Source organism: Streptomyces sp. NPDC102360 (genome assembly GCF_044766085.1).
Lineage (GTDB): Bacteria > Actinomycetota > Actinomycetes > Streptomycetales > Streptomycetaceae > Streptomyces.
This window is the reverse complement of sequence record NZ_JBIWLG010000004.1, coordinates 58083-82172: the sequence shown is the minus strand read 5'-3', so window position 1 is coordinate 82172 and position 24090 is coordinate 58083. Positions and strand designations below refer to the sequence as shown.

General features: G+C 70.6%; 18 protein-coding genes. 15 read left to right on the top strand and 3 right to left on the bottom strand.

Annotation, left to right across the window (positions count from 1 at the left end; all coding sequences use genetic code 11):
- The first annotated feature begins 129 nt into the window (after positions 1–129).
- The 6 genes from ACIRHA_RS18660 to ACIRHA_RS18635 all read left to right on the top strand — a co-directional run bounded on the left by ACIRHA_RS18660 (position 130) and on the right by ACIRHA_RS18635 (position 14941).
- Entirely contained in the window at positions 130–3936 is a 3807-nt protein-coding gene (locus tag ACIRHA_RS18660; protein ID WP_403846712.1) for a GEVED domain-containing protein, read from the top strand.
- A 266-nt stretch (positions 3937–4202) separates the two neighbouring features.
- Positions 4203–5255, top strand: a complete 1053-nt coding sequence (locus tag ACIRHA_RS18655) for a peptidoglycan DD-metalloendopeptidase family protein (protein ID WP_403846710.1) — start codon at positions 4203–4205, stop codon at positions 5253–5255.
- Positions 5256–5416: 161 nt separating this feature from the next.
- Positions 5417–7996: a S8 family serine peptidase gene (locus ACIRHA_RS18650; RefSeq protein ID WP_403846708.1), complete on the top strand. Its 2580-nt coding sequence runs from the start codon at positions 5417–5419 to the stop codon at positions 7994–7996.
- Positions 7996–10941 (top strand): hypothetical protein, encoded by a 2946-nt coding sequence (locus ACIRHA_RS18645; RefSeq protein ID WP_403846706.1) that lies wholly within the window; start codon positions 7996–7998, stop codon positions 10939–10941. Before ACIRHA_RS18650 ends, ACIRHA_RS18645 begins: the two co-directional genes overlap by 1 nt.
- 83 nt (positions 10942–11024) lie before the next feature.
- Positions 11025–14465: an ATP-binding protein gene (locus ACIRHA_RS18640; protein ID WP_403846703.1), complete on the top strand. Its 3441-nt coding sequence runs from the start codon at positions 11025–11027 to the stop codon at positions 14463–14465.
- A 203-nt stretch (positions 14466–14668) separates the two neighbouring features.
- Positions 14669–14941, top strand: a complete 273-nt coding sequence (locus ACIRHA_RS18635; RefSeq protein ID WP_403846700.1) for a hypothetical protein — start codon at positions 14669–14671, stop codon at positions 14939–14941.
- 117 nt (positions 14942–15058) lie between these two features.
- On the opposite strand, the gene ACIRHA_RS18630 is transcribed toward ACIRHA_RS18635, so the two are convergent.
- Both ACIRHA_RS18630 and ACIRHA_RS18625 read right to left on the bottom strand, forming a co-directional pair.
- Entirely contained in the window at positions 15059–15466 is a 408-nt protein-coding gene (locus tag ACIRHA_RS18630) for a rodlin (RefSeq protein ID WP_403846698.1), read from the bottom strand.
- 262 nt (positions 15467–15728) lie between these two features.
- Positions 15729–16139: a rodlin gene (locus ACIRHA_RS18625; protein ID WP_403846695.1), complete on the bottom strand. Its 411-nt coding sequence runs from the start codon at positions 16137–16139 to the stop codon at positions 15729–15731.
- Positions 16140–16419: 280 nt separating this feature from the next.
- Between ACIRHA_RS18625 and ACIRHA_RS18620 the strand changes: the two genes are divergently transcribed.
- The 6 genes from ACIRHA_RS18620 to ACIRHA_RS18595 all read left to right on the top strand — a co-directional run bounded on the left by ACIRHA_RS18620 (position 16420) and on the right by ACIRHA_RS18595 (position 20008).
- A complete protein-coding gene (locus ACIRHA_RS18620) occupies positions 16420–16830 on the top strand; it encodes a rodlin (RefSeq protein WP_403846692.1) in 411 nt (136 codons plus the stop codon).
- Between the two features lie 367 nt (positions 16831–17197).
- Positions 17198–17437: a chaplin gene (locus ACIRHA_RS18615; RefSeq protein WP_327662713.1), complete on the top strand. Its 240-nt coding sequence runs from the start codon at positions 17198–17200 to the stop codon at positions 17435–17437.
- A gap of 151 nt (positions 17438–17588) precedes the next feature.
- Positions 17589–17876 (top strand): hypothetical protein, encoded by a 288-nt coding sequence (locus ACIRHA_RS18610; protein WP_403846690.1) that lies wholly within the window; start codon positions 17589–17591, stop codon positions 17874–17876.
- Between the two features lie 144 nt (positions 17877–18020).
- Positions 18021–18524, top strand: a complete 504-nt coding sequence (locus ACIRHA_RS18605; protein WP_403846688.1) for a DUF5949 family protein — start codon at positions 18021–18023, stop codon at positions 18522–18524.
- Between the two features lie 172 nt (positions 18525–18696).
- Positions 18697–18948 carry a chaplin gene (locus tag ACIRHA_RS18600; RefSeq protein WP_403846686.1) on the top strand — a complete coding sequence of 84 codons (252 nt, stop codon included), beginning with the start codon at positions 18697–18699 and terminating at the stop codon, positions 18946–18948.
- 241 nt (positions 18949–19189) lie between these two features.
- The gene (locus ACIRHA_RS18595) at positions 19190–20008 is read left to right on the top strand and encodes a hypothetical protein (RefSeq protein ID WP_403846684.1); all 819 of its coding nucleotides are present in this window, start codon (positions 19190–19192) and stop codon (positions 20006–20008) included.
- Between the two features lie 161 nt (positions 20009–20169).
- Here the strand turns inward: ACIRHA_RS18595 and ACIRHA_RS18590 are convergent, their stop codons facing one another.
- On the bottom strand, positions 20170–20991 hold the full coding sequence (locus ACIRHA_RS18590) for a DUF4239 domain-containing protein (RefSeq protein ID WP_403846682.1): 822 nt from the start codon (positions 20989–20991) through the stop codon (positions 20170–20172).
- Between the two features lie 511 nt (positions 20992–21502).
- Here ACIRHA_RS18590 and ACIRHA_RS18585 point away from each other — a divergent pair.
- From ACIRHA_RS18585 to ACIRHA_RS18575, 3 genes are all read left to right on the top strand, one after another.
- Positions 21503–22042, top strand: a complete 540-nt coding sequence (locus ACIRHA_RS18585; protein WP_403846679.1) for a GNAT family N-acetyltransferase — start codon at positions 21503–21505, stop codon at positions 22040–22042.
- A gap of 457 nt (positions 22043–22499) precedes the next feature.
- Positions 22500–23402 (top strand): Ig-like domain-containing protein, encoded by a 903-nt coding sequence (locus tag ACIRHA_RS18580; RefSeq protein WP_403846677.1) that lies wholly within the window; start codon positions 22500–22502, stop codon positions 23400–23402.
- Between the two features lie 254 nt (positions 23403–23656).
- Complete coding sequence (locus tag ACIRHA_RS18575) at positions 23657–24088, top strand: GntR family transcriptional regulator (protein WP_403846674.1); 432 nt, start codon at positions 23657–23659, stop codon at positions 24086–24088.
- Positions 24089–24090 lie beyond the last annotated feature (2 nt).

The following is a 24090-nucleotide window of genomic DNA, read 5'->3' as shown; positions in this document are numbered from 1 at the left end:
TGCCCGTTCGATCTTTCTTGGGCCGCCCGAGTGGAATCGACCCACTGGCCGGTGATATGCCGTTCGTCACATAAACGGTGTGTGAGCTTGCTGTCATTCCTGGTTACTTTCCGTGACAGAGGTGGAGTGATGGACGGCCCGAGGCAGTGGTTCCGGCGCTTGTGGATGCCGCGGCGCGCATCCGCGGCGGGTGTTGTACTCGGCGCCGTACTCGCGATCGTGGCGGCGCCGCTGCCCGCGACGGCGGCGAGCGCCGCGCAGGGAGCGGCGCCCGAGCGTGCGGTGAGAGCCGCGGCGCCGGCCGATCCGACCGTCGTCTACAAGGAGGATTTCGAGAACCTGACCGGTGATCCGGCCCTCCTGGACGACTACACCGGCGCCCCACCGCGGAACATGACGTACACGGCGCACCCGGGCTGGCTCAAGGGCTGCAACGGGTGGGTGCTGAACAAGGCCGACTCGGCCGGCTACGCGCCCGGTGAAGCCGACTGCGGCTCGTTCTGGGACTCGACCCGTGATCTGTCCAACGCGCTGGGGCAGTTGAACGGGTCGGCGGATCCCGACGCCAACCACGCGGTCGCGGCCTTCACCGTCACCGCCCCCGCGGCGAACTCGGTGCAGTTCGAGACCGAGCGGCCCGTCCCCGTCACCCCCGGCCGCTTCTACACGTTCGCGGCCTCCTCGGCGGCGTTCAACTGCCAGGTCTCCGGGCCCCAGTTGAAGTTCTTCCTGATGGACGGGGCGACGGCGATCCCCGCGTCGGCCAAGCCGGTCAACCCGTGCACCGACCGCGCCGCGCGGACCATCACGGTCGGCGGCAAGAGCGCGAAGGCGGTGCACACGACCAGCGACGCCCCCGTGCTGTTCAACGGCGACTCGCTGGGCGTGCGCATGGTGAACGGCAACGGCAGCAACGCCGGTAACGACGCGGCGTTCGACGACATCCAGGTCGTGGACGTCACCCCGCGGGTGGAGAAGGCGTTCTCCCCGGCTCACGCCCCCTCGGGCGGCACGTCGACGCTGACGTTCACCGTCACGAACACCTCGGACCTGCGGGCGAAGAAGGGCTGGTCGTTCTCGGACGACCTGCCCGCGGGGCTGACCGTCGCCAACCCCAAGAACACCAGGACGACCTGCACCAACGGCTCGGTCACCGCGGACGCGGGCGGCGGCTCCGTCGGGCTGAAGGGCGACCTCGGCGAGGGGCAGGAGTCCTGCACGCTGAGCGTGGACGTGACCGCGGCGCCGGGCGAGTACAAGAACTGCCCGGAGAACGTCGGTGACCTGTCGGGGATGAAGCCGCCCACCGAGTGCGCCACCGTGCGGTTCTCGGACCCCAGCTACAAGATCACCAAGACCTCGTCGCCGGCCTCCGGCGGTGAGGCGCAGCCGGGCGACAAGGTCACGTACAAGGTGGTCGTGGAGAACACGGGTCCTTCGTCCATGGAGACACCCGTCACCGACGACCTGACGGGTGTGCTCGACGACGCGACGTACAACGATGACGCGGAGAGCACCGTCGGCGACCCCGCCTACAGATCCCCGCGCCTCACCTGGTCACCGACGCTCGGCGCGGGCGAGAAGGCGACACTCACCTACTCGGTGACGATGAAGGATCCCGCCACCGGGGACGGCGTCGCGAAGAACGTCGTCAAGGGGTCGAGCGATTCGAACTGCGTCACCGGCGCGGAGGACGGCTGCACGACAGAGGTCACCGTCCCCCGGCTCGACATCGACAAGTCCTCCGACAAGGCGGACGCCAAGCCGGGCGACAAGGTCACGTACACCGTGACCGTCAGGAATTCGGGAAAGACGGCGTACAAGGGCGCGACCGTCACGGACGACCTCACCGGCGTCCTCGACGACGCGAGGTACAACAAGGACGCGGACGCCACCTCGGGTTCCGTCTCCTACGAGGCGCCGAAGCTGTCCTGGAAGGGCGATGTCGCGGCCGGGAAGACGGTGAAGATCACGTACTCGGTCACCGTCGACGAGCCGGTCACCGGCGACAAGGTGCTCGGCAACGTCGTGACGGGGCCGCCCGGCTCCAACTGCCCCGACGGCTGCACGACCGAGACTCCGGTCGCGACGCTCCACATCAAGAAGACCTCGGACGCGGCCTCGGCCAGGGCAGGCGACAAGGTGACCTACACGGTCACCGTCACCAACACCGGCAAGGCCGCCTACAGGGACGCGAAGACCGAGGACGACCTCACCGGGGTCCTCGACGACGCGGCGTACAACGAGGACGCGGACGCCACCTCCGGCACCGTCTCCTACAAGGAGCCGAAGCTGGCCTGGAAGGGCGATGTCGCGGCCGGGGACACGGTGCGGATCACGTACTCCGTCACCGTCGGCACCCCGCCCGCAGGTGACAAGAAGCTGACCAACACCGTCGTCTCGCAGGGGCCCGGCAGCAACTGCCAGGAGGGGTCCGGCGATCCGGACTGCACCACGGACGTCGGCATCCCCTCGCTGAAGATCAAGAAGACGGCCTCGCCGAGGAACCCGCAGGAGGGGGACACCCTCAGCTACAAGGTCGTCGTCACGAACGACGGCCAGGCCGACTACCCCGACGCCACGTTCACCGACGACCTCACCAAGGTCCTCGACGACGCGACGTACAACGGTGACGCGGACGCCGACTCCGGCCGCGTCTCCTACGCCTCCCCGAAGCTGACCTGGACCGGTGACCTGGCCAAGGGTGAGACGGCGACCGTGACGTACACGTTCACCGTCACCGACGCGGGTGACGGCAAGTTCGTGAACGGCGTCGTCGGCCCGCGCGACTCCAACTGCCCGCAGGACAGCACGGATCCGGACTGCACGACGGTGCTCCCGGCTCCCGATTACGACTTCGGCGACGCCCCGGACACGTACAAGACGCGGCGGGCCAGCGGCGGTGCGTTCCACGAGATGGTGGACGGGCTGCGGATCGGACGGACCGTCGAGCCGGAGCGGGACGGTGACCCGCACAGCCGGGCCGGTGACGACACCGACGACGACGGCATCGGGGCCGTGTCGCTCCACCGGCACCAGGGGAGCTACACGGCGAAGGTCCCGGTCACCAACACCACCGGCAGGGACGCCACGCTGGCGGGCTGGATCGACGTCAATGAGAACGGCACCTTCGACCGGGACGAGATGGTCTCCGCCGATGTACCGGACGGCGCCACCGAGGCCACGCTCACCTGGCACGGGCTGCAGAGCATGAAGCCCGGCGAGACCTTCGCCCGGCTCCGGCTGTTCGGCGACGAGGAGGTGTCCGCGGCCAGGAGGGCCGGTACCCGCGCCGCCACGCACGCCGTCGCGGCAACCGGCTTCGGCGGGCCCGGCGAGGTCGAGGACCACATGGTCCGCGTCGAACCGGCCCACCTGGAGCTCGCCAAGTCGGCCTCGACCAGCGAGCCGAAGCCGGGGGAGACCGTCACCTACACGGTGACGGTCGGCAGCAGCAGCGCCGCCGAGTACATGGGCGCCGCGTTCACCGACGACCTCACGGAGGTGCTCGACGACGCCACGTACAACCGCGACGCCGAGGCCAGTGCCGGTGACGTCTCCTACGACGAGCCGAAGCTGAGCTGGTCAGGGACCGTCCCGGCCGGGGAGAAGGTGACCGTCACGTACTCGGTCACCGTCGACGACCCGGTCAAGGGCGACAGGACGCTGACCAACGCCGTCACGGGCCCGCCCGACTCCACCTGCGCGTCCGACTGCACCACGACGGCCAAGGTGCCGCCGCCGGGACCCGGCCCGAGTCCGGAGCCCCCGGCTCCCGGGAACCCCGACAACCCGCCGGGCGAGCCCAGCGGAGGCCACCTGCCGGACACCGGCTTCGACGACGTGACCGTCTTCCTGGCCGCGGCCGCCGCGCTGGCCCTCACGCTCGGCGCCCTGGTCATGGTCGCGGCCCGCAGGAGCCGCAGGAGGTCCTGACGCCCGATCAACCACCGCACAACAGGAAACGGCCGTGGGGCCGGTCCACCAGGGCCGGCTCCACGGCCGTTTCTGTATCCCCTTCTGTATCCCCTTCTGTATCCCCTTCCGTATCCCCGGGTAACGCCGCCGCGTGTAGTGCGTCCGATGGACTCCGAGTGGGCGACACGGCGACGCACAGCCGTCCGGCTTGTCTTTTTTGCGACATTCGGTCGATGCGATGTGTACGACGGAAGGCAACGAGGCTCACGGGGACGGCCGCATGCGTGGCCGCGGTGATCGCCGTGCTCCTCGTCTCCGGTACCGGTACCGGCACCGGTCGGGCAGCCGCGGCCGACGGGCCCGGCATCGGACGGCTCTCGGCCCGCGCCGACCAGCTGATGCGGGAGGCATCGAACGCCGTCGCCGCGCACGAGGAGGCGCAGGCCGCCGTGCGCAAGGGCGAGCGCCGGCTCGCCGTCGTCAGCCGGCGGCAGGCCACCGAGCAGCGCCGCCTCGACAGGCTCAGGGCCACCCTCGGCCGCCAGGCGCGCAGCGAGTACCAAGGGGCCTCGGGCCTCGGCACGATGCTGCCGCTGCTCACCTCGTCCTCCCCGCAGCGGGCCCTCGACGCCTCCGTCCGCGCGGGCCGCGGCGACCGCGCCGCCCGGCAGCTCACCGACCGCGTCACCGAGTCCAGGGACCGGGTCGCCGACCGGCGCGCCGAGTCCGCCCGCCTGGTGAACGGGCTCAAGGCGCAGGAGCGGCGCCGCTCGGCCGCCCGTGACGACATCGAGGCGAAACTGGCGAAGGCCGAGGAGGAGGTGCGGCGGGCCCGGGCGCGGGTCCTCGCGGCCGGGCCGATGCCGATGCCGACGGGCGGCGGGGGCTGCGCGCGCGGTGACGTGGGCGAGCACAAGCGGGCCGGCAAGGGCCGGACCTGGGTGAAGCCCGTGAGCCCGGCGACGCTGTCGGCGGGCTTCGGCTCGGGCGGCCGGCTGTGGGCGCACACGCACACCGGGCAGGACTTCGCCGTGCCGACCGGGACGCCGGTGCGCGCGGTCGGCGCGGGGACCGTCGTCTTCACGGGCTGCGGCGACGGCTTCGGGAACCAGGTCGTCCTCCGGCACGCCGACGGCTACTACACGCAGTACGCCCACCTGTCCCGCATCGGCGTGCAGGTCGGCTCCCGCCTCGACGCGGGCGAGGTCCTCGGCCTCTCCGGCGCGACCGGCAATGTCAGCGGCCCGCACCTGCACTTCGAGGTGCGCATCACGCCGCAGTTCGGCTCGGGCATCGACCCGCTGCCGTGGCTGCGGTCGCGCGGGCTGAAGCTGTGACGGTGGGGATCAGTGACGGCTGGGCTCTGTGACGGTAGGGCTCTGCGACGGTAGGGCTCTGCGACGGCGGGCCACACCCCGGGCCACCGGGGCAGTAATGGCGCAGTAACGGCCGCTTCCTAGGTTTCGGGCACCCCCGTACCCTCCCCGAGGAGTGCCCGATGCCCCTGCCCCGACCGCCGAGGCGCAGACGTGCCGCATGGGCGGCGGCCTCGATGACCGCGGCCGCCGCCCTGCTGGCCGGCGCGATACCCGCCGTCGCCGCTCCCGCCCCCGCGTCGGCCCCGGTCGACTCCGCGCTCGCGAAGGCCGTCTCCCGGGGCGGCGACGCCACCTTCTTCGTCGTCCTCAAGGACACGGCCGACCTGACCACGGCGAAGAAGCAGCGCACGCACGCGAAGGCCGCCACGGCCGCGTACAAGGCGCTGAAGGGAAATGCCGCCGACAGCCAGAAGTCGCTCACCGCGTTCCTCGACAAGGAGAAGGTCGGGCACCGGGACTTCTGGATCGCCAACGCCGTCAAGGTGACGGGCGACCAGGACCTGGTGAACGAGCTCGCCAAGCGCTCCGACGTCAAGGAGATCGTCAAGTCGCGGACGTACAAGCTCGACGACATCGAGACGTCCGACGCCAAGGTCACCGGCTCGCGTACGACCGCCTCGGGCGACACCGTCAGCGACACCACCCCGGACTGGGGCGTCTCCGACATCAAGGCCGACCAGGTCTGGGACCAGTACCAGGACCGCGGCGAGGGCATCGTCGTCGCCAGTGTCGACTCCGGTGTGGAGCGCGAGCACCCGGATCTCGTCGCCAACTACCGCGGCAACAACGGCGACGGCACGTTCACGGACGACTACAACTTCTACGACGCGACCGGTACCTGCGCCACCAGCAGCACGCCGTGCGACGACAACGGTCACGGCACCCACACCATGGGCACGATCGCCGGCAAGAACGGCATCGGTGTCGCGCCGAACGCCAAGTGGATGGCCGCCAAGGCCTGCGCGGGACCGCGAGGCGAGTGCCTCGACGAGGACACGCTCGCCGCCGGCCAGTGGATCCTCGCGCCGACCGACCACAACGGGCAGAACCCGCGCCCGGACCTCGCCCCGAACATCGTCAACAACTCGTGGGGCGGCGGCGACACGACGTTCTACCAGGACATCGTCGAGGCGTGGAACTCCGCGGGCATCTTCGAGGCGTTCGCCGCCGGCAACGACGGTGACGGCGCGACCTGCTCCACCACGGCCGCGCCCGGCGCGCAGGCACCGACCTACGGAGTCGGCGCCTACGACTCCACCGGCACGATCGCCGACTTCTCCGGCTTCGGCCCCTCCCCGGTGGACGGCTCGGCCAAGCCGAACATCTCGGCGCCGGGCGTCGACGTCACCTCGGCGTGGCCCGGTTCCTCGTACAACACCATCAGCGGTACGTCGATGGCGACGCCGCACGTCGCCGGCGCGGTGGCCCTGCTGTGGTCGGCCGCCCCGTCGCTGATCAGCAACATCGACGAGACGCGCAGGCTCCTCGACGAGGGCGCCCGCGACGTGGACGACACGCACTGCGGCGGCACCGCCGGCATGAACAACGTCTGGGGCGAGGGCAAGCTCGACATTCTCGCCTCCGTCGCCGAGGCCCCGACCACCGCGGTCTCCGTGACCGGCAAGGTCACCGACAAGGCCACAGGGGCTGCCCTGCCCGGCGTCACCGTCGCGGCCACGGACCCCGCCTCCGGCACCCGTTCGGTCTCCACCGGCGACGACGGCTCGTACCGGCTGAAGCTGCTCCCGGGCACGTACGACTTCACGTTCGACAAGTTCGGGTACGCGCGGCAGACCGTCGCCGGGGTCACGCCGACCACCGGCCAGGCGCTCACCCAGGACGTCGCACTGACCGCCGTCCCCGCGCACGCCGTCACTGGCACCGTCCTCGACGTCACCGGCAAGCCGCTCGCGAAGGCCACCGTCTCCGTCCCCGGGACCCCGTTGGACGCGGTGACGACCGGCGCCGACGGTACGTACACGCTACCGAAGGTCGCCGAGGGCTCGTACACGCTCAGCGTCTCGCCGCCCGCGCCCACGCGGTGCAACGGCACGTACCGCGGCGCACTCAAGGTCGACGGCGCCGAGACGGCCGATGTGAAGCTCCCCAACCGGACCGACGCGGGCGGCACTTACTCCTGCGCGCCCGTCGCCTCCTCCTGGGTCAAGGGCACCACGGCCACCGGCCTCACCGGTGACGAGGACGCCAAGACGATCAGCCTGCCGTTCCCGGTGAAGTACTACGGCGTGACCTACACCAGCACGTCCGTCACCACCAACGGGCTGGTCAACTTCCTCCAGCCGCGGCTCGGCGACTTCAAGAACACGGCGCTGCCCGCCGCCGCGCAGCCCAACGGCGTCGTCGCCGCGTTCTGGGACGACCTGGTGCTCGACAAGAAGTCCAGCGTCCGGACCGCCGTCAGCGGCAGCAGCGGCGCACGGAAGTTCGCCGTCGTCTGGAACAACGCCTCCCTCGCCGCCGACACCTCGGTGCGGATCTCCTTCGAGGCCGTCTTCGACGAGGCCACCGGCGCGATCACCCTCCAGTACCAGGGCATCGGCACCAACGCGTTGCAGCGCGGCGGCTCCGCGACCACCGGCATCGAGAACCAGGCCGGCACCGACGGTCTCGGCCACTCGTACAACGAGACCGTCCTCGGCGACGCCACCGCCGTCCGCTTCACCCCGAAGGGCGCCTGATGAGACACCTGAAACGACCGGGCCTGAAACTGGCCTCCGCCCTGATCGCCTCCGGGCTCGCCTTCGGCGTCGCGCCCGCCGTGCACGCCGACGACGGCGGCGCCATGGTGCTCTCCGAGGACCAGACGGCCAAGCTCGCCGAGCACGTCCAGCCCGACCTGAACGGTGACGGCACCAAGCCCGGCACCGACCAGCGGGACGTCGCCGAGCAGGCCGTGAAGGACGCCCCGACCGAGGCCGAGTCCCAGGGGTACGAGCAGGGAGGCGACAGCGGCACCACGGCCGGCACATCGGCCGTCGAGCCCGGCTCGCTCAAGCTGACCAGGCACTCGGCCGTCGAGGGCGCCCAGGGCGCGGCCGCGACCGCGCCGGTCGGCGGCACGAGCGGCGACTACTTCACCGTCCACAGCCTGGGGATGGTCCAGCGCATCGGCGCCGGCGGGAAGACGCTGTGGAAGCGGGACTCGCTCTCGCTGCACGACGACTGGCAGGACAAGCCGCTGCGGGCCTACCAGAAGGAGCCCTACCCGGCCGCCGTCGCGATGGGCTTCAACGCGGTCAGCCCGTTCGCCGCCACGTCCGACAACGGCTGGACGACCGGCGACCTGACCGGCGACGGCGTCGACGACTTCGTGTTCACCGCCAAGGTCGGCGTGCTGCCCTACCGCCCGTTCAGCTCGCCGGGCTCCTCGCTGCCCAACGGCACCTTCGTCACGGTGCTCGACGGCGCCAGCGGCAAGACGCTGTGGAACAAGCTGTACGCGGCGGCCTACAACATCAAGATCGTCGACAAGACGCTCGTCGTCGCGGACTCGGCGTACTACAACCTCAACTCCCCGGCCGGCTCCAAGGCCACCCTCAACGGCACCCGCTTCTCCTACGCGAACGGCAAGCTGACGCCCACCGACACGTGGACGTACGACGCGGACGCCTACACCGGCGTCGCCTGGGGCTCGCTCGAACCGCTCGGCCACGGACTGCTCGCGGCCTCCTGGAACCAGGCCCGCCAGTACACCTCCGACCGGACGCCCAGCGGCCACACCCTGGTGATCGACACCAAGGACGGCGGCGTCAAGTGGAAGCAGACGAACCGGCTCTACTCGCGCCAACTGCACCTCGACGCCGCGCGTGGCCGGATCGTCGCCCTGGAGCAGTCCGACACGACGGAGGGCGTCTCGTACGCGATCGCCTCGTACGGGCTCGCCGACGGCAAGCGCACCGTGCTCGACACCCGGATCAACGCGGTGCCCACCGCCCTTGAGGTCGGTGACGTGCAGGGCGGCAGCAAGCCCGAGTACACGGTCGCCGAGTCCACCGTCGACGCCGACCTGAGCGTCACCTCGACCACCGTGCGCGCCCTGAACGGCGGCGACACGGCGGCCCCACTGTGGTCGCGGACGATCAAGGACTCCGACAGCGCCGATGCCGGCACCGTCTGGGGCCTGCGCGCCGTCGACGGCCGGATCGTCGCCAACTACGTCGAGACCAAGGACACCGCCACCGCCGCCAACGCCGGCGCGAACCACTACGCCCGGCTCGCCGTCCTCGACGGCGGCAGCGGCGCGGTGAAGTGGGAGAAGACCGGCGTCGTCGCCTCGCAGCTGTACTCCCAGCCGTTCCGGGCGAGCGGCCACTCGTGGCTGCGCACCGTCGACACCAACCAGAACGTCCGCGTCTACAACCTCGGCAACGGCAAGCAGCAGAGCCTGACGCCGATCCAGGGCGTCACGTACGCCGCCAAGTCCATGGACCTCAACGGCGACAAGAAGAAGGACCTCGTCGTCGGCGGCTCCTCCAACGGCCTGTTCGCCTACGACGGCCCGTCGCTGGTCGCGGGCAAGCCCAAGCTGCTGTGGACGGCGGTCCTGCCGGGCCGCGTCGTACAGCTCACCAAGGCCGACACCACCGGCGACGGCCGCGACGAGTTCGTCGTCGCCGCCGACTCGGGCGCCGCGGTCGTCGACGCCGCCACCGGCAAGGTGCTCACCACCATCGACGGCGGCGGCCAGTACGTACGCAACGTCGTTGCCTCCGACCTCGACGGCGACGGCGCCGCCGAGATCGCCATCGGCACCGACAAGCTCCGCGCCTACCAGGGCGACGGCTCCCCGATGTGGACGTACTCGGTCCCGTCGGAGATCGGCACCCCGGCGTTCGCGGACCTGTCGGCGGGCGACGGCAAGGTCTACGCCCAGTTCCAGACCCGCGGCGGCGACCCGAGCGCGGCCCGCGCCACCGGCCAGGTCGCCGTCAACGGCAAGGACGGCTCGGTCGCCTGGGAGCTCACCCCGAAGGCGGCTGCCGACACCAACGGCTCCGTCCTCGGCATCCCGCTGCGGGCCGGCACCTACGCCTCGCCCGGCATCCCGTACGCCGACGGGCACGCCGTGGTCTACACGTACGTCTCCCGGAACCGCGCCGACCAGCCGTATCCCGGGGCGCTCGGCAACTGGGTGCAGATCCGCGACGGCCGCACCGGCAAGCTGCTGCACGAGTCCAAGGCGGGGGGCTACGCCACCCTCGCCAACTGGTACACCGGCTCCGAGGGCCTGATCGGCAGCAGCTACCCGCTGCTGACCACGTACGCGGGCGGCGACCAGCCCGCCAGGGTCTACCTCGGCTGGGACACCTGGACCTCGGCCCCCGCGACGGGCCCGGACGGCGAGCAACTCATCGCGGCGGGGGGCCAGACGTACGGGATCCTCTACGACCGGTCCATCCTCACCGGCGGCACGGACGACCCGCCCGCGGTCACCGGCTACGACAAGCTGGGCACCCGGGAGCTGTTCACCGGCGACCTGAACGGTGACGGCGCCGACGAGGTCGTCCTGCTGAACTACGACGAGTACGGCGTCGACCGGACCGCCTCGCTCGTCGGCAACACGGAGTCCCTGCCGTACACGGCCATCCGCTCGATGATCACGCTGACCATCGACAAGGCCTGACGGAAGGACAGGGCCTGGGCTCCATTGGCCCCCTGGGTACGCGCCCAGGGGGCCTTCAGCGTGTTCGATTACAGTGCGCCTTCATGAACGCGCGCCGTACGGACGAGGATCAGGACGTCGTCGTCCCGCAGCTGCGCCTGCACCTTCTCGGCGGATTCAGGGCAACCCGTGACGGCGGCCCCGAGCCCGCCGAACGCTGGCCGCGGCCCAGCGCCAGGACCCTGGTGAAGCTCCTCGCCGTCACCCCCGGCCACCGCCTCCACCGCGAACAGGCCATGGACATCTGCTGGCCCGACGCCGACCCGTCCGCCGCCACGGGCAGCCTGCGCGTCGCCCTGCACGCGGCCCGGCACGCCCTGGAACCCGAACTCGCCCCGCGCGCCGCCTCGTCGTACCTCCTGTCCGACGGCGGCATGCTCTCCCTCGACCCGGCGACCGTGCGGATCGACGCCGACGCGGCGCAGGCAGCGGCGGAGGCCGCGCTCGCCGGCGGGGGAGCGGCCGAACTGGCCCGCGCCCTCGGCCTGTTCACCGGCGAGCTGCTCCCCGAGGACCGGTACGCGGGCTGGGCCGAGGAGCGCCGCGGACGGCTCGCCCTGCTGCGCGAGCGGCTGCTGCTCGGCCTCGCCGAGGCGCACCTCGCGGCGGGCGCGGCGGCGGACGCGGCCGCCGCCGCGGAGCAGGTCCTGGCCACCAGCCCCGCCGAGGAGCTGGCCCACCGCGTCCTCATCGACGCCTCCCTGCGCCAGGGCCTGCGCCGCCGCGCGCTGCACCAGTACCACGCGTGCCGCGAGACCCTCGACACCGAACTGGGTGTGCGTCCGGGCCCGGAGACGGAGCGCCTGCACCGTGCCGCACTCGCGGCGGAGCCGGCCCCCGTCCCGGTCACGACAACGTTGCCTTCACCGCTGCGGACCGCCCCCGCCACCCCGCTGCACGGCCGCGACGCGGTCCTCGGCCGGCTCCTCGCGGCGGGCGGGCCACCGGTGGTGCTGCTCACCGGCGAGCCGGGCGTCGGCAAGACCCGCCTGGTCGGCGAGGCCGCGCGGCGGGCCGCCGGGTCCGGCACGGCCGTGCTGTGGGGCGGCGGTCAGGACGCGGAGGGGCACACGCCGTACGGGGTGTTCGCGGAGGCGCTCGACGGGTGGCTGGCCGAGCACGACGCGGCGGAGCGGGCCCGGGTCGGCGCGGAGTACCCCGAACTGGCGGTGTTCCTGCCGTCCTTGGGCCAGATCCGCACATCCGGCGAACGCAGCCCGGAGGAGGAGCGGGACCGGCTGTTCCGGGCGAGCGCCGCGCTGCTCGGCGACCTGGCCGGCGCGCGTCCGGTGCTCGTGGTCCTCGACGACCTGCACGCCGCCGACACCGGTTCGTACCAGCTCATGAGCCATCTGGCCCGCCGCACCGCGGACCGCGGGATCCGGCTGCGCTTCCTGGCGACGTACCGCGAGGAGGAGCTGCCGGAGGACGACACGCGGCGCTCGATCCTGACTTTTCTGTCGCGTCAACGACTGGCTGTGCGTGAGGAGTTGGGCCCCCTGGACCGGGCGGCGTGCCTCGCGGTGGCACGGGACGCGGCGACGCGGGCGGAGGGGGCGGGACGCGCAGGGGGGCCCGCGGTGGCGGGCGACACTGCGGCGCGTGCCACGGCGGCGCGTGCGGGGCAGGCCGAGCGGGTCTGGGAACTCTCCCTCGGCAACCCGCTGTTCGCCCTCGAACTCGCCCGCGACCTGGCCGCGGGGCCGACCGGCGCGGTGGCACCCCAGGGCGTGCGGGAGCTGGTCGCGGACCGGCTCGTACGCCTCGACCCGGACGCGCGCCGCCTGGTCGAGGCGCTGTCCGTGGCCGGGGGAGAGGCGGCCCTGTCCGAACTCCTCGACGTCGCCGAGCACGGACTGCGCCCGCCGGTGACCGGCGCCGCGGCCGCCGACGGGGTCGAGCGGGCCATCGGGGCATCGCTGGTGGAGGAGCGGCAGGTCGTGGTGGCCGGGCGGCCCGAACCGGGGCTCGCCTTCCGGCACCCGCTGGTCCGCCTCACCTGCTACGAGCGGCTGACCGCGGTCCGCCGCAGGCAGCTGCACGGCGCGTTCGCGCAGGCCGTCCTCGCCCGCCGCCCCGACGCGGTCGACGCGCTCGCCTCGCACTTCGCCCGCGCCGACGACCCGCGCGCCGCCGAGTACCTGCGCCGCGCCGCCGAACGCGCCGCCGCCCTCTACGCCAACGACACCGCCGACCGCTACTACCGCGACCTCGTCGCCCGCCTCGACGTCGACGCGGCCCGCGCCCGCCTGGCCCACAGCCAGGTCCTCGCCAGAATGGGCCACTTCGAGGAGGCGGCCGAGGCGCTGCGCCAGGCCCTCGCCGAGTTCGTCCGGCGCGGCGCCCACGACGACGCGGTGCTCACGGCCGCTCGGCTCGCCGAATCCCTCGTCCGCACCGGCGCCCTCGACGCCGCCGCCGACGCGCTCCGCGCCCACCCGGCCGCCCCGGCCACCGCCCCCGAACCCCTCGCTGTGCACCACCTGTCCCACGCCATGCTGCACAGCGTCAGGGGCGGCTACGACGACGGGCACGCGGCCGCCCGCCGGGCCCTGGACGCCGCGCGCCGGGTGCCCGGAGTGCGCGGCCAGGGCCTCCTCGCCCGCTCCTACGCCCTCCAGGCCACCAACCTGGGCCTCTCGGGCCGGCTCACCGAGGCCCGCGAGGCCGGCGACCGCGCCCTCGCACCGGCCGAGGCGTACGGCGACCCGACGCTGCTCGGCACGGTCCTCTCCACTCTGCGGGAGAACGCGCGCCGCCACGGCCGGCTGCGCGAAGCGGTCGAGAGCGGCGAACGCGCCCTCGACCTCGCCGACCGTTCGGGAAACCCGACGGCGGCGTCCTTCGAACGCCTGAACCTGGCCGAACTCCACCTCTTGCTGGAAGAGTTCGAGGAGGCCACCGCACTCGCCGAGGCATCCGTGACGCTCGCGGAGGGCGACGGCGCCTGGTGCCTGCCGTACGCGCTCGCGACGCTGGCGCTGGTCCGGCTCCGTACCGGGGACACGTCGGCTGCCGCGGAGCTCCTGGACCGCGCCGCCCCCGCCGCCGACCACCTGGGCGACCGCCAGGCCCGCTCCGAGGTCGGCGCCGCCCGCGCCGAACTGTCCCTGCTCACCGGCCACCCGGAAGCCGCCCTGCGCACCCTGTCCGCCTGCCCCGACGAGGCCCCGACGCTCACGGCCTGGGCCGAGCTCGGCGCGGGCCGCCCCGAGGCGGCCCTGGAGCTCGCGACGGCGGAGGCCACCCGGGCCGCACGCACCGGTGAACGCCTCGCCGAGGTGGAGGCCCACCTGGCCCACGCGGCAGCCCTGTCCCACCTCTCATCCCCCACAGCCGCCACCCACGCCCTGACCCGCGCGATGACCCTGGCCCAGTCACTGCCGTACCCCGCGGGCCTGCGAAGGGCGAGGGAGGTCCACACCCTCCTCACGGGCTCTACCCCTCATTCAAGCCGCTGCAATTCAAGCCCCTGCGGCGATTGAGCAGCGGAGCCCGGGGCAGAGCCCGGAGACGTAGGCACCCAATCAAGCCCCTGCGGCGATTGAGCAGCGGGGTCCGGGGCAGAGCCCCGAGACGTAGGCACCCGACGACCGCGCCGAAACGACACCCCTCGAACGATTGGCCCTCACGGGTGGGCCCCCCACCCCACCCGTATCCGCCCCGGCAAAGCCACCGTTAGCCCTACATGATCTCAACCCGACGTGCCCTCACCGCTGTCCTCCTCACCATCGGTGCCGCCGCGGCCGCCACCCCCGCCGCCCAGGCCGCCGAACCCATCTCCCCCACCGGCACCATCGACTCGCTCTCCACGATGGCGCTCCCGGCGGACGAGCAGGCGCAGCTGCCCAGCACCGCTGAGCAGCTCTCCGGGCTCAACGACCTCAACAAGCTGAACGAGCTGCACCAGGTCACCGACCTCGTCGCGCCGGTCACCGGCCTGATCCCCGCGGTCCAGTAGCGCGAGAACGCAAGCAAAGGCGGTGGACCGGATCGGTCCACCGCCTTTGTCGTGCCTGGCGTACGGGATGCCGTACGGAGAAGGGCGGCCGCGCTCAGCGACCGCCCTTCAGTCCGTTCAGTGGTTCCCGGTGCCGTTCCCGGCGAGAACCGGGATGTCGCTGAGGATGTGCGACAGCGGCTCGTCACCCTTGGCCTGGGTGGAGTTCTCGGTGCACTGCTGGTTCTGCGGGGCCGACAGGACGGGGATGTCCTGGACGGAGACCGGCACGACACCGACGAGCGAGCCGACGTTGGCCTTGGCCGGCAGGCCGATGCAGGGCTTGTTCAGGGAGCCCTGGACGAGGCCGAGCTGCGGGCTCATGTCACCGGCGGTGGCGGAGTTGCCGTACGTCTGCGACGAGCCGTTGCCGCTGGTGGACGTCGTGCCCTGGTCGTCGCCGATGGCGAGCGCCGACGGGGCGGCCACGGCCGAGAGGCCGGCGACGGAAACAGCGATCGTGGCGGCTGCGAAGAGCTTCTTCATGGGGTGGTTCCCTTTCGATACGCGCGCTCCGGATACGGAGCTACGTTTGGTCAACTGGATTGCATTCCGGGCAGTTGCGGACCGAAACCCGTTCGGACCATTCCCGCGCGAGCCAATCGCAGGGAATTCGGCACTGTGCGCGACCTCCCGAACATCCGGACGCAGCGGATCAAAAGGCTCGTACAGCTACCTGAATTCCCGGCCGGGGCCGGAACAGCGGACCGGGCCGCCGGGATGGCGGCCCGATTCACACAACGGGTCCTCAGTTGTTGCCGGCGCCGTTGCCGGAGAGGACCGGGATGTCGTCCAGCACGTGCGACAGCGGCTCGTCACCCTTGGCCTGGGTGGAGTTCTCGGTGCACTGCTGGTTCTGCGGGGCCGACAGGACCGGGATGTCCTGGACGGAGACCGGCACGACACCGACGAGCGAGCCGACGTTGGCCTTGGCCGGCAGGCCGATGCAGGGCTTGTTCAGGGAGCCCTGGATCAGCGCCATCTGCGGGCTCATGTTGCCGTACGTGGCGGAGTTGCCGTACGTCTGCGAGGCGTTGTTGCCGCTCTCGGACGTGGTCCCACCGTCGTTGCCGACGGCCAGGGCCTGCGGGGCGGCGGCGGCCGCGATACCGACGAGGGAAGCGGTGGCCGCCGCGGCAGCCATGGCCTTCTTCAGCATGAGGAAATTCCCCTTCATTTTCCGTCTGGAAGCACTTGTATCAACTCCGTATCCCGCCATCGGTTGCTCACGTTCACTCGGACGGGGATCCGATCGATTCCGGGTCGGGGTCGGGTTCGATGAAATGAAAATCTCGCCAGTGCGGGCTGTATGGCGGGGCACGGGTGATCGAGCGCGCGTCGATGCCTGTCCGAACGGGTGGATATGCGGAACCATTTCCGCTCTTGGCAGTTGCGCTCAGTGCAGTAACCGGTGCCCGTCAGAAAAAGGAAACAGAACCATGCTCAAGAAGGCCATGGCCGCCGCAGCGGTCGCCGTCTCCGTCGTCGGTGTCTCCGCCGCAGCCGCTCCGCAGGCGCTCGCCATCGGCGACGACCACGGCACGACCTCGACCAGCGGTAACGGCTCGTCGCAGACGTACGGCAACTCCGCCACCGCGGGCGACCTGAGCCCGCAGCTCGGCCTCGTTCAGGGCTCCCTGAACAAGCCCTGCGTCGCGCTGCCCGTCAAGGGCAACGTCGGCTCGCTCGTCGGCCTCGTGCCGGTCGCGGTCCAGGACGTGCCGATCCTCTCGGCGCCGCAGAACCAGCAGTGCACCGAGAACTCCACCCAGGCCAAGGGTGACGAGCCGCTGTCGCACGTGCTGGACGACATCCCGGTCCTCGCCGGCAACGGTGTGCAGAACGGCTGATCTGCCGCACGCGCACAGAGCTCGGGCCGCCGGCTTCCTCATTCGCCGGCGGCCCGAGCTCTGTCATGGGGCGCCGGGCCGGAGGAGTACACGGGGCGCCCGGGGCGGGGGCCGCCCTCCCAACGGCGTGGAGCCGACGGCTGACAGGAAGGCGGCGCGGCCGATCTCATGACGGCCCTCAGTGGACCATCGGCCCCTGGCCCCGGAAGAACCGGTTCACCCGTTCGCTCACGACGTCACCCCAAAGGGGCCGCTGCGACGGCCAGTCACCCATTCGGAGCCGCAACCCCTGGTGCGGCCGCCCCGTTGCACCACGTGCCAGGCACCCGCGCTGGCCGAACAGAACGACCTCCAAGGAGCATGCTTCATGTCGCGTACCGCGAAGGCAGTCGTCTTTTCCGCAATGGCCGCCGCTGCCATGGCCGGCTCGGCCGGCGTCGCCGCCGCCGACTCCGGCGCGCAGGGCGCTGCCACCAACTCCCCCGGCGTGATCTCGGGCAACACCATTCAGGTTCCGGTGCACGTGCCGGTCAACGCCTGCGGCAACACCGTCGACGTCATCGGTCTGCTGAACCCGGCGTTCGGCAACACCTGCGCCAACGACTGACGGGCCAAGCCCGGCTCTTCCGCAGCCGCCCCTCTCCGAGGGGCGGCTGTTCCGTTGTACGGCCGTTTCCCCCCGGTCGAGACGCTCGTTGAGCAAACAGAAGCGAATTTTCCAAACCGATGACGCGAGTTGTCGAGGGAAGGCATAAACAATGAAGGTTCTGAAGACCGCTGCCGTTGTCGCCGGATCGATGGCGATTGTCGGTGCCGCAGCTCCGGCATTTGCCTCGGACCTGACTCCGATGAGCCTGAACGGCGCGGTGAACACGATCACCAGCCAGCCGACGCTGGACGTCTCGCCGGTGGACAGCAACCTGCTCGACCCGAAGAACGACGGGGGCGCGGTCAGTGCCGTCTCGGGCGCCGTCGACGGGCTGAACAAGAGCGGCTCCGGCTCCGGCGGCGGCAGCATGCTCGGCGGTCTCCCCGTCGGCCAGTAGGTTCGTACGGCGGGCCACGCGTCGAAGGCCGGTTCGGGACCCCGGGTTCCCGAACCGGCCTTCGGTATTTCCTCCACGGAATGCGTTCCGCCATATGAGTGAACCGTGGCCGGACCGCCGACCGCCTCTGGCTAGGCTTCTTCGATGACTTCAACAGTGAGCAGTGGCCCCGCATTTCGAGCAGCCGATCTGGGAACGCTGGCGGTCATCGCCTGGAGTGGAGAACACGCCGACGGGAAAGGCGACATCCCCTTTCTCCTCGCCTACTCCATGGGGGATTCCCCGGCAGGACCCGAGGCCGCGGAAGCGGCCGTGCGGGGCCTCCTGGAGACCAACGGCCTCACGGTGGGCAACACCGTCCACGACGCGACGGGCCGGCCCCGGTTCCCCGTGTCCCTGCTGGTCGAGGCGGGCCAGGCCGTCGTCACCATGCCGCTCCTGAACGCCCAGTGCCCCGTGCCGCCCGAGTGGCTGGCGGCGGCGGAGGCCCGCAAGAGCGCGTACTTCCTGTTCACCACGCGCGTCTGGCCCACCGCTACCCCCGGGGCCCCGGTCACGGAGAAGGAGCTGGAGGAGTTCGCGGGCGACGAGGAGACCCTCATGGCCGCCGCGCACTGCCTGCTGCCCATCCGGCGCGTGCGCGCGTGACCCGCTGGTGGGATTTCTGGACGAGCTGACGGACTGACGGACTGACGGACTGACGAGCTGACGGACTGACGGGCTGATTGACACGCCCCCCATTGGCTCAATTGTCCCGGTTTGAGGCGGCTTGGCGGTCTGATTGACGCGTCATATTCCCTCACCTCTCAAGGGAGCAACGATGCGTCTTCGTACCTTCGCGGCCGCGGCCGTGCTGGCCGGGACCGCTGTTATGGGATCCGCTGCCATGGCCTCTGCGGTGGACGGCCCCGACGGCGCCAGCGCCACCGGTGTGGCCCAGAACAGCCCCGGCGTGCTGTCCGGGAACGTCATCCAGGTCCCGATCGACGTCCCGATCAACGCCTGTGGCAACTCGCTCAACCTGATCGCCGCGCTCAACCCGGCGGCGGGCAACGCCTGCGCCAACAGCTAGTCAGCCGGACACAGTTCGGACGAAACAGTGCCCGGGACGGCTTCGGCCGTTCCGGGCACTGTTCTTGTTCACCGGGCTGCTCGCCGGCTGCCCACCACCGCTTTCTGGGTGGGAAGCCTGTCGCTCGATCGAGGGGCAGTGAGGTGTTCCGCTGTACGCGGAGCGCGCCGACGGTCAGGACAAGAATGCGGCGCTGCATGACAGGGAGCACCGCTTTCCTGTCCTCTGGAGGTACTCAGTCGTGGCCATCGCCATCGTCGTCGCCGCGCTCGCCCTGATCGCGGGGCTCGCGGCCAACCGATTCCTGCGGCCGAGGCTGCTGACCGAGGACGACGACAGCGGCATGGCGGTCAAGGACCTCGTCGCCCCCTTGCTCACCCTGACCGTCCTGCTGCTGGCCTTCGTCCTGGTGACCGCCAACGGTTCGTACGGCAAGGCCGAGGTGGCCTCGCGCGGTGAGGCCCGCGCCCTGGACCAGATCGCCGAGACCGCCGAGTACGCCCAGGGCAAGCAGCGGGCGGCCATCCAGTCCGACGCCGTCTGTTACGCCCGTGCCGTCCGCGTCCAGGAATGGCCCGCCATGTCCGACGGGAACGGGGACGGCTCCAAGGGGCCCAGCGTGTGGTCCACCGGCATGCGCCACAACTTCCGCCCTCTGGAGGGCGAACCTGCCTTCGGCATGCTGGTCAGCGCCGACACCAAGCGTTCCGAGGAGCGCTCGGAGCGCCTCACGCAGGCGACCGCCAGCATCCCCAGCGCCATCTTCTGGTTCCTGCTGGCCACCCTCGCCCTCACGGTGGTGTCGCTCGGTATCTGCCTGCCGCGCAAGAACAACCGCGGGCAGCTGATCGCGCTCACCCTGATCACGGCGCTGCTGACGGCCACCCTGTGCATCATCCGGGACGTCGACCGCCCCTTCGGCGGCATCGTCGACGTAAAGCCCACGGCCATCGCCGACGTGGAGAAGCAGGCCACCCGCGATCTCCGCGCCCACGACAAGAACGCGGAGCTGCCCTGCGACGAGGACGGCAAGCGCATCACCCGCCTGGCCAAGGGCTGATCCCCACCCCCGTCGTGATCGTCGGGGACTCGATCAGCCCCGGCAGCCGTGATCGGCACCGTACTGGCTCGGCGTGCCCTACCCGCGGCCCTACCCGGTCCTCGACCTGGTCGATCCGGGCGCCAAGATCCCCGTCGACGGGCCGGGGGCCGGGTGACGGCTCATGGCCAGAACTGGGCGAGCACCCCTTCCCGGAACGGCGCCGGAGAGACCGACACGGCGCCGGAGAAGGGGTGGTCCAGGGTGAGGACGAGCAGCAGACTCACCCCGATGAGGGCGGCCACCGACGTGACGAACGTCAGCTGGGCGCGCAGCCCCTCGATGCCGTAGAGGAAGGTCAGCGGCAGCATCACGAGCGCGCCGCCGTACACAAGGACGGTCAGCAGCACCGGGAGTTCCTGCTGGGCGTCGGAGAGCCGGGTGCGCCGGGCGCTCGCGATGTCGGCGAGGGTGGCGACGGACTGGCTGTAGTACGTCTTCTCGACCTCGGTCTTCGGCTCGTAGTCCTGGTAGGCCCTGTAGAGGGCGGTGATCTCGGGGTTGGTGAGGTTCGGGTCCGCCCTGCCCTCACGCATCAGGGGCCACTGCTTGTCGACGACGGCGTGGACGTACGCGTCCATGGCCTCGGTCACCTCGCGCCGCTGCCCGGGCGGGAACGCGTCGGCCTCGCGCAGCACCTCGGCGGTCTGGCTGGCCTCGGCGGCGACGTTCGTCTGGGCCTCGCCGAGCCCCTCCCACTCGGCGACGACGACGAAGGCGAGGATGATGCCGTAGATCGCCGCGTACATGCCGAGCACGACACCGATCATGTCGTTGTACTTCCCCTGGGCCACGACCGGCACCTTGCGTCTGACCAGCAGACAGCCGGTCACGGCGACGATTACGGCGCCGCCGCAGATCAGCAGGAACAGGGCCAGGGTGCTGAGGTTGTTGAGCAGCCAGATCTCCACCCCCGGCCAACGTCTCGCGCCGACCCAGGTCACGGCGGTGCCCCATGCGATCGACCGAGCGACCAGTGGCTCCCCCATCGGCCCCCAAACGCAGATCAGGCCCGGTACTGATCTCTCAGTACCGGGCCTGACCTGCTGTTTCAGCTGTCGGGGTGGCGGGATTTGAACCCACGACCTCTTCGTCCCGAAGCAATTCGATCACCGGTCTGGCCTTGCGTCGGTACGGCGTTGACCTGGTCCTACGGTCCCTGAACGTCCGTGGTTGTTCGCGTCGGTACGCCGTCGTTGTAGCGCAGTTAGACACTCGGCTGCGCACGGGCCATCAGGGGTGGGCAGTCGTCTCATGCTCCGCGAGGGGCTTGCCCCAGGCCCGGCCTGTCAGCTCGTCCCACACTCCTGGCGCGATGGTTCTCGGGTCCACTCCTTCGCTCGGAGCCCCGGTCTTGTACCGACCCGGTCCGCGATTGAGGTCGCGGCGGGATCGGGTAGTTCGGGCTGAGATGCCCATGCCTGGTCGGGGCAGGCGGACTGAGATACTCCGACCATGGATGCTGGGGTGATGGGGAGCGGTACGCGATCGGACATGGCAGTGTCTGCGCGGACCACGTCGGCGCTCGCCGCGGGCTGGGTGCTGCGTTCTGCGGTGGCAGCGGACATCGAGGTGATCGCCGAGTTGCGGGCCACGGTCATGCGTGCGGACTTGGAACGCCTCGGGCGCTACGACGAGCACAGGGTGCGGCAGCGGCTGCGGGACTCCTTCTCCTCGCAGCACACGTCGATCATCATGATCGACGGTGAACCTGCAGGTTGCGTCACGGTCCGGCCCGCCGAAAGTAGGCAGTGGTTGGAGCACTTTTACCTTGCTCCGCACTGCCAGGGCCGAGGGCTCGGATCGGCTGTGTTGCGCACGGTACTGGAGCGGACGGACGCACAGGGCGTGACCGTGGCCCTGAACGTCTTGCAGGGCAGTGCCGCCCGTCGACTGTACGAGCGCCACGGGTTCGTCGTGGAAGCCCAGGACCCGATCGACGTATTTATGATGCGCCCGCCGGGGTCGATGGCGAGCACGCCTGTGAATGGCTGACCCGCAATGGTGGGGCAAGGCATATAGGCATATCGGAGGCGCCTACGGCGCCACGACCACTCGGAGTCGGCTTCACCGACGGGCTGCAACACCCGGGGTGTTGCAGCCGCTTGGGTCCTGCTTGGAGCTTGCCGCAGCCGTGGGCGGACGACGCCCGTGAGCTCCTTCTGGCCGGACACCCCGGACAGCGCCGTTTCCGGCTGTCCGGGGTATCTGTGCAGGTCATCGAGCTAACCGGACACTCGGACAGCTAGGACACCCCCTCTCCGAGGTCGAGCTGGGCCGCGCTCGGCGACGAGAGGGGCGGACGCTAGTCCGCTACTGCGGCAGATCGCCAAGGTGCTACGCGAACCGGGACGGATGACCCCTGGACGTGGGACCTTCGCCCCGCAATTCCACCTCGATCCCGCCTCTACCGTTGTCGGTACGCCCCGTACTCCCGTTCCCGAGGATCCCTATGCCCGCCGACAGTGCCCCGCAGTGGCAGTCCAACAACTCGCACTGGCAGCGCCACAACCGCAGGCTCAGCAAGCGCGCCAAGGCCGGCATTGGCGGTAGTGCACTCGCAGGCATCATTGCCTTCGGTATCGCCGCGGGTTCCGCGGCAGAGGGCGTAGGTCTCGATCACACGACTGCCACGCACGACGGCATCGAGCAGCAGGCGGATGCGCAGCGGTCGGCCGTGGACAAGCGGGTCGTGGCTGAGAAGGCGGCTGCCGCGAAGGCGGCGGCTCAGAAGAAGGCCGAAGCTGAGCGCAAGGCCGAGGTTGCACGCGAGAAGACCGCTGCGGAGAAGAAGGCCGCCAAGGATAAGGCGGAGGCCGAGCGCAAGGCCGAGGCCGCACGCATGAAGGCCGCTGCGGAGAAGAAGGCCGAAGCCAAGCGGAAGGCTGAGGCGAAGAAGAAGGCAGAGGCCAAGCGTAAGGCGGAGCTGGCCAAGTACAAGCTGGTCACGAACGATTGGCGCATCTTCGCTGACCGGGGAAAGTCCGAGGCGTCGCCTGTCTCCGAGGCCGACATCGAGACGGACACATGGGTCAAGGACAAGCCGCATTCGTGGTGGAAGGACCTCGACGAGGATCCGAAGCTGGTCAAGGTCGGCACCCCGGACCACGGGTCTGCTCGTATGAAAGGCGACACTGTCGTCTACACCCCGAACGCCGGTTTCCTGGGCGACGACAGCTTCACATACACGGTGAAGTGGAAGGGGCACACCGAGACCGGGACGGTCATCGCCACGGTCGATAAGCCGTACGACTACAGCGACGACTCCGGCTCCGGTTCATCGTCCTCGTCGGGTGGCGGCGGTGGCCACGTCAGCGCATGCGCTGGCAGCAAGCACTTCAAGCTCTGCCTGTAACCCGGCCCGACGGGTGTTGCGGGAAGCCGGGCCCCAGCGGCGGCACCCTCGGGTCGTAGCCGAGGTTTGAGCTATCAGACCGGACACCCCGGACAGTCATCGTTATGGCTGTCCGGGGTGTTTGTGCAGGTCAGCACGCTAACCGGACAGCTGGGACAGTTCATGAACCCTGTATGTCGACGGTGCCTGTCGTGGGACGCTGGGGATGCAGGACAGTAGATCGACGCCACGTGAATCCGTCGAAGGGGAGCTAGGTGCCGCAGGACAATCCGCGGGACACGTACTTGCAGGTCGCCGGGTCGCTGCGCCAGAAGATCCAGGTGGGTGAGATCAAGGATGATCTGCCGTCGCAAACGCAGTTGATCAGCGCCCACGGTGCGAGTCGAAGCACGATCGAGCGGGCCCTGAAGGTACTCAAGGCTGAAGGCCTGGTCGAGTCTGTCCAAGGTGCCGGCTGGTACGTGGCAGGAACAGGCGACCGCCGACCGGTGGTCGAGAAGATGATCGATCTACTCGGAGCCGACGGAGTCAAGGTCGGTGACCCCTTCCCGACAGAGAAGGACCTGTGCGAGATGTTCAAGGCGTCGCGGACCGCGGTCCGCACCGCCATCGCGCAGATGGAGGGGCAAGGACTGATCGCCAAGGTGAAGCGTGGGCGGGAGATCCGCGCTCTGCCCGTGAACTAGGG